The organism is Arthrobacter sp. 05L45_2 (assembly GCF_056397525.1).
Genome location: NZ_JBFTNO010000185.1, coordinates 1 through 6354, shown reverse-complemented (window position 1 = coordinate 6354; position 6354 = coordinate 1). Strand labels below are relative to the sequence as shown.

The following is a 6354-nucleotide window of genomic DNA, read 5'->3' as shown; positions in this document are numbered from 1 at the left end:
GTCGGCCACGGCGCAAACGGGGCCACCGACGAGGTCCTCAGGGCCGCCGAGCTCTGCGGTGCCGGCCTGATCACGGCCCTTCGCGCCAAACAAGTGATCCCCTCCGACGTGCCGCACCACTCGCAGCAACTCGGTCTCCTCGGCTCCCTGCCCAGTGCCCACCAGATGAGCGGATGCGACACCCTCGTATTCCTCGGCACCAACTACCCGTACAGCCAGTTCCTGCCCGAGAGCGGACAGGCACGCGCGATCCAAGTCGACCTCAAGCCCGAGCAAATGGGATTGCGCTACCCCACCGAACTCAACCTGTGGGGTGACGTGAGGGCAACCCTCACCGCGCTCATCCCGCATCTAGAGGCAAAAACCGACCTCTCCTGGCAGAACACCGTCGCCGAGGAAATGGTGGAGTGGGAAAACGAGATGGAAGCCCAGGCCATGCTGACCTATCAGGACGGCGTCAACCCCCGACGCGTCTACCACGAGTTGAACAAGCGCCTGCCCCCGCAGGCCATCGTCACCGCCGACGCCGGATCCACGGCGGACTGGTACGGACACCACATCCGACTCCGCCGCGGCATGCTTGGTGATCTTTCCGGACGCCTTGCCAGCATGCTCGCCGCGATGCCTTACGCCATAGCGGCAAAGTTCGCCTATCCGGACCGTACTGTTGTCTGCACCATCGGTGACGGGGCCTTCCAGATGCTCGGCTTGAACGAACTGATCACGATCAAGAAATACCTGCAGGAATGGGAGAATCCGCAGCTGATCATCATGGTGCTGCACAACAACGACCTCACACAGGTGTCCTGGGAAATGCGTACCGAGGACGCCAATCCTGTGTGGCCCACCTCCCAGGACGTCCAGTCGGTTGACTATGCCGGGTGGGCGGAATTGCTCGGGTTTACCGGCATCCGGGTCAAGACCGACAGTGAGGTCGCCGGCGCATGGGAGACCGCATTCGCGAACCACGGTGTCACCCTCATCGACGCGTACACCAGCAAGAACGTCCCACCCCTTCCCCCGCACATCACCCTTGAGTTCGCCAAGCACACCGCAGAAGCCCTTCTCAAGAAGGACCCCGACGAGATTGGGGTCGTACGCGACTCCGCTAAGGCCCTGGTCGCCGAAGGAATCGAACGGGTCAAAGGAAAGCTCCACCTCGGCCAGGACCGTGAAGAGAAACAACACTAGGGAACGCCCCGCCGATTCCCCATCCCAGCTCGGCCACCGCCGGGCGCCCAGCAATTCTTCAGGTTATTCATTGCGATAACGCAATTATTGCGCTTAGGCTACATAACATGCTTAGTAATTCGCTTCCGGGCTTTCCCCCTCACGTTTTACGTGAGTACGCAATGGTTGCCGACGGCGCCCGTGCGGCCCTAATAGGCCCCGGTGGGGAAGTGGTGTGGATGTGTGCACCGCAATGGCAGGACGACGCGGTGTTCTCGGGACTCTTGGGCGGCCCCGGAACGTACGCCGTGACGCCTACCGACCCGCACAACGTCTGGGGCGGACAGTACGAGGACGGAACGCTGATCTGGGTGAGCCGGTGGGTAACCGGCTCAGGAATTATTGAATGCCGGGAAGCGCTGGCGTACCCCGGGGATCCAACCCGGGCCGTGCTGCTGCGCCGGATCCGTGCCGCGCGGGGCCAGGTAACCGTGCGGGTGACGTTGGACGCCCGAGCGAACTTCGGCAAGCACAAGATGACCAGGCTTTCCTGTGCCGACGGTCTATGGACCGCGAGCTCCGGAGACCTCAGGATCCGCCTCGGCGGCGCGCCGGGGGCGAAGGCGGGATCGGAAGGACTCGAAGTGGTTCTCCAACTTGCCGAAGGCGAACACCACGATCTGGTTTTGGAAATCTCCAACCGCGAACTGCCCGCGGAGCCCGTGCAGGCCGCTCCGGCGTGGAGCGCGACAGAAAATGCGTGGCACTCGGCAGTCCCCCGCTTCGACAACACCATATCCGCGGACGACTGCCGGCAGTCCTACGCCGTTCTTCGCGGAATGACCGGGGTGGGAGGAGCCATGGTCGCCGCGTCGACCATGGGCCTGCCCGAACGGGCCGGGCAGAAAAGGAACTACGACTACCGCTACGCGTGGATCCGGGATCAGTGCTTTGTCGGCCAGTCGGTGGCGGCCTGCAAGATGTTTCCGCTGCTGGATAGCGCGGTCGGTTTTGTTTCGGCGAGGCTGCTCACGGACGGACCGGAAATGAAGCCGGCCTACACCACCGAGGGGGGCCGGGTCCCGGATGAATGGGATGTTGGGCTGCCCGGCTACCCCGGGGGGTCCGGCAAGGCCGGCAACTGGGTCAATGACCAGTTCCAGCTGGACGCATTCGGGGAGTCCTTGCTGCTGTTCGCCGCCGCTGCGGAGCATGACCGTCTGAACCTCGAGCACTGGAAGGCGGCGGAGATCTGCGCGGAGGCCATCATGGCGCGGTGGCAGGAACCTGACGCGGGCATGTGGGAACTCGACAACAGAAGGTGGGCCCACTCCCGCCTCATCTGCGCCGCCGGGTTGCGCGCCATCGGCCGCAATGCCCCGCCGCAACAGGGGGCCGCGTGGACCTCGCAGGCTGACGCCCTCATTACCGATGTGGCCAACGACTGCCTGCATTCCAGCGGACGGTGGCAACGGGCACCCGACGACGACCGGGTCGATGCGTCCCTGCTTCTCCCGGTAATCCGGGGCGCCCTTCCGGCCGACGATCCCCGGTCCGTGGCCACTCTCAAAGCGATCCGGGACGACCTTGCCCACGACGGGTACCTGTACCGCTTCCGCCAGGACGGACGGCCGCTGGACCAATCCGAAGGCGCCTTCCTGCTGTGCGGCTTCGATATGGCCATGGCCCTCCACCAAAGCGGGGAGACCACGGAAGCGGCTCGCTGGTTCGAAAGAAACCGTGCCGCCTGCGGCTCCCCGGGACTCTTCACAGAGGAGTACGACATCGAACAACGCCAACTCCGGGGGAACTTCCCCCAGGCCTTTGTGCACGCAGCCCTGCTGGAAACATCCCGGCGGCTGGCGGATCCCCCGCCACCATGGCGGGGCCTGAATTCTTGACAGTGAGCACCACCAACCACCTCCGGGCGAGCTTGCCCGGGCGAGGACGAGGAGCACGCATGAACACCTTCAGGGACAAGACAATCGTTGTCACCGGCGCCAGCGGCGGTATCGGGCGGGCCACGGCCATTGCCTTTGGCCGGCATGGTGCCTCCGTCGCCCTGCTGGCGCGCGGCGAGGCAGGGCTTGCCGGTGCAGCCAAAGAAGTCGAAGACTCGGGCGGCCGTGCCCTGACCATCGCGGTGGACACGTCCGACCATGATGCCCTCGACGCGGCAGCAAGCCGCATAGAGCAGGAACTGGGACCGATTGACATCTGGGTCAACGTTGCCTTCACTTCCGTGTTCGCCCCCTTCGCCGAGATCAAGCCGGAGGAATACAAACGCGTCACCGACGTCAGCTACCTGGGATACGTCTACGGAACAATGATCGCGCTGGATCGCATGAAGAAACATAACCGGGGCACCATCGTCCAGGTCGGCTCGGCGCTGGCCTACCGGGGCATCCCGCTGCAGTCCGCCTACTGCGGCGCCAAGCACGCCATCCAGGGCTTCAACGAATCACTTCGCTGCGAATTGCTGCACGACGGGAGTCCGATCAAAACGACCATGGTGCAAATGCCTGCGGTCAACACGCCACAGTTCAGCTGGGTGCTTTCCAGAGTGCCGAACAAGGCCCAGCCGGTTCCGCCGATTTACCAGCCGGAAGTCGCTGCCCGCGGGGTGCTCTTTGCCACCGCCCACCCGCAGCGCCGGGAGTACTGGGTGGGGGCCAGCACCGCAGCCACCCTGGTGGCGAACGCTGTGGCCCCCGGGCTGCTGGACAGGTACCTGGCCCGGAAAGGATTCGCTTCCCAGCAGAGGCCGCAACGCCGCGACCCGGAACAGCCCGTCAACCTCTGGGAACCGGCCGACGGGGACCGGGATTTCGGCACCCACGGGGCGTTCGATGCCCGCTCGGCGGCGCGGAGCCCTCAACTATGGGCCTCCCACCACCACGGCACCGTCCTTGCGGCTGCCGGCGCCACCGCGTTGGGTCTGTGGGCTTTCGGCGGTTCGCTGCTGGGAAGGACAGTGCGGTGAGGGCGCTGGAAGCCACCCGGGCCGTGTACGGACTGTGCCAGCTGGCCTGTCCGGGCATGATCTTCCGCCTGGCGCTCGGACACCAGCCGGACCGGCGGGTTCGCGCAGTGGTCCGTATTCTTGGCGCGAGGCACCTCCTGCAGGCGCTGGTCATTGGTGCGGCGCCTGCCTCCCGATTGCTGCACGTCGGCGCCGGTGTGGTGGACTCGTTGCACTCGGCCAGCATGGTGGGGTTGGCGGTTACGGATCGGCGGCGCCGCAGGGTCGCCGCGCTGGACGCTGTGGTTGCCGCCCTGTTCGCAGGTACGGAATTTGGCCTGAGCGGTCGGATCAGGCCGCGCCGGCCCGCGGCGCTCCCGCCAGCGGCCCTACGCAAGCGGCGGTGAAACTATGTCGATTCAGCGGTGGAGGGCCAGGGCGAAGCGCCCGTCTTCGGTTTCAGTCTCCCCGGAGGCCTTCGCGAACGCGTTCATGGCCTCGGTCAGGGACTTCCGGGTCTGGGCGGGCAGGTGTTCCAGGACCGCTGCTATCGCTTCACGCCGGTGTGACATGACCTGCTCAACCAGTTGCATGCCCTTGGCGGTGAGGACCAGCTTGGATAGGCGGCGGTCCTGCGGATCCTCGCCCCGTTCAATCAGCCCGGCCTGTACCAGCCTGTCACACGTTCGCGTGGCGTTCGAGGGATGGACCCCCAGTTCGACAGCCACAGCACCGGGGTTTTGCGGGCCGCGGTTCGCGATGAGCACCAGCACCCGCAACTGCGGTGTCGTCACCACGTCTTCTACTTCTGCCACTGACTGCGCGGCGACCCGGAGAAAGATGTTGGCCGCCCGTACCACCGCATCCACCTCGCTGCCACCCAAGATCACTTTCCGCGCACCGGCGGCTTGTTCTGCATCTTCTGAATTTGCCACACCACGAGTATCCATCCATCTGTTGCGCAAATGAAATATTTGCGTCGCGGTAGAACCAGTCTGACGACAAGGAGCGCCATGAAGACACCAGTTACACCCGGGGCAACCGTCTACGGGATAGACCGGATGATCCGCAACGTGGAAACCGGCCGCTTCGAGCGGTCCCTTTCCGGGATTACCGCAATCGGCGCCCTCGTGACCGCCGCGGAAATTTATTTTGAGCATGACAAGGCAAGCTTTGGCAACAAACTGATGTGGATCCCTGTTGCCCTCGGACCGGTCGGAGCAGCTGCCGGCGTGGCTGGAGTGTTCAGCAGGCGGATGGCCAAAACGGCGCTCCCCCTGGCCTCCGCAGCGATTGTCGCCAACGGCCTGCAGGGAACATATCTACACGCCCGGGGCATTGCGCAGAAACCCGGCGGGTTTTCGAACTTGAAGTACAACATGGAAATGGGGCCGCCGCTGCTGGCCCCGCTCCTGGTGACTCTGGTGGGCGGCATGGGTCTGCTCGCCGCGGTGCTCAGGAGGGAAAAGTGACGGCCCTGCCACTGGATCCGAAGGACGGGGGCGGCCGCTTCCCGGGCTTCGATGCCCAGGGGCAATCCGGGCACTGGGATCAGGTGACGCAAGGCGTCGTCCTGGCACGCCTCGGCCGGCCGGCCGACCTGCGCTTCTTCACCGTCGCGGAGGAGGCAGCGGCTAGGGCGTTGTTTGACCAACTGCTGGACCAGCGCCAGGAACCCCGGGTCCCGGTGGTCAACATGGTCGACTCACGTTTGGCCGAGGACCAGACCGACGGCTGGCACTACGAAGGCATGGAACCGGACCCGGCGGCCTGGCGCAGCACCCTCGCGGCGTTGGACGCCGAGGCCCGGGCCCGGAGCGGGAACGCGTTTTGCGAGCTGTCCTGGGATGAGCAGGAAGGCCTCCTGACGGACATTCACCACGCCGAACAGTGGCGGGGGCGGCAGGCACCCCAGGTGTGGAGCCTCTGGACCCGGTATGCGTGCACGGCCTTCTACTCGCATCCCCTGGCCTGGGATGAGATTGGTTTTGCCGGGCCCGCTTATCCACGCGGATACAAGAATCTTGGCCTCGACGCCCGTGAGCCTTTCGAAGTGGCGGACGCCCGCCCCGGACAGGATCCGGCCCGTCCCAAAACAAAATCCGGGAAAGGGAGGCGGCACTGATGGCCTCGGTAAAAGATAGGAACGCCTCCGCGTGGCTGCTGCCCGCCGTGCCGGGAACTAACCACGCCCTGCGCACCGACATGGCCCGGTTCCAGGA

General features: G+C 65.2%; 6 protein-coding genes. 5 read left to right on the top strand and 1 reads right to left on the bottom strand.

All coding sequences use genetic code 11. The features are described from left to right. From AC1DHD_RS13050 to AC1DHD_RS13040, 3 genes are all read left to right on the top strand, one after another. Positions 1 to 1191, top strand: a 1191-nt coding sequence (locus AC1DHD_RS13050) for a thiamine pyrophosphate-dependent enzyme (protein WP_476880121.1), incomplete at its 5' end; no start/stop codon positions are given. A 107-nt stretch (positions 1192 to 1298) separates the two neighbouring features. Next, positions 1299 to 3071, top strand: coding sequence for a glycoside hydrolase family 15 protein (locus tag AC1DHD_RS13045; protein WP_476880120.1), 1773 nt, complete (start codon positions 1299 to 1301; stop codon positions 3069 to 3071). A gap of 59 nt (positions 3072 to 3130) precedes the next feature. Further along, positions 3131 to 4153, top strand: a complete 1023-nt coding sequence (locus AC1DHD_RS13040) for an SDR family oxidoreductase (protein ID WP_476880119.1) — start codon at positions 3131 to 3133, stop codon at positions 4151 to 4153. A 398-nt stretch (positions 4154 to 4551) separates the two neighbouring features. On the opposite strand, the gene AC1DHD_RS13035 is transcribed toward AC1DHD_RS13040, so the two are convergent. Beyond that, positions 4552 to 5067 (bottom strand): MarR family winged helix-turn-helix transcriptional regulator, encoded by a 516-nt coding sequence (locus AC1DHD_RS13035; protein ID WP_476880118.1) that lies wholly within the window; start codon positions 5065 to 5067, stop codon positions 4552 to 4554. 78 nt (positions 5068 to 5145) lie between these two features. On the opposite strand from AC1DHD_RS13035, the gene AC1DHD_RS13030 reads away from it, so the two are divergent. Continuing rightward, positions 5146 to 5604, top strand: a complete 459-nt coding sequence (locus AC1DHD_RS13030) for a hypothetical protein (protein ID WP_476880117.1) — start codon at positions 5146 to 5148, stop codon at positions 5602 to 5604. Further along, entirely contained in the window at positions 5601 to 6257 is a 657-nt protein-coding gene (locus AC1DHD_RS13025; RefSeq protein ID WP_476880116.1) for a gluconate 2-dehydrogenase subunit 3 family protein, read from the top strand. The genes AC1DHD_RS13030 and AC1DHD_RS13025 overlap by 4 nt, the downstream gene beginning before the upstream one ends. The last annotated feature ends 97 nt before the right edge of the window (positions 6258 to 6354 follow it).

Excerpts from the sequence above, each read along its gene's own strand:
- AC1DHD_RS13045 (WP_476880120.1), top strand. The coding sequence starts at position 1,299 with ATGCTTAGTAATTCGCTTCCGGGCTTTCCCCCTCACGTTTTACGTGAG.
- AC1DHD_RS13030 (WP_476880117.1), top strand. The coding sequence starts at position 5,146 with ATGAAGACACCAGTTACACCCGGGGCAACCGTCTACGGGATAGACCGG.
- AC1DHD_RS13040 (WP_476880119.1), top strand. The coding sequence starts at position 3,131 with ATGAACACCTTCAGGGACAAGACAATCGTTGTCACCGGCGCCAGCGGC.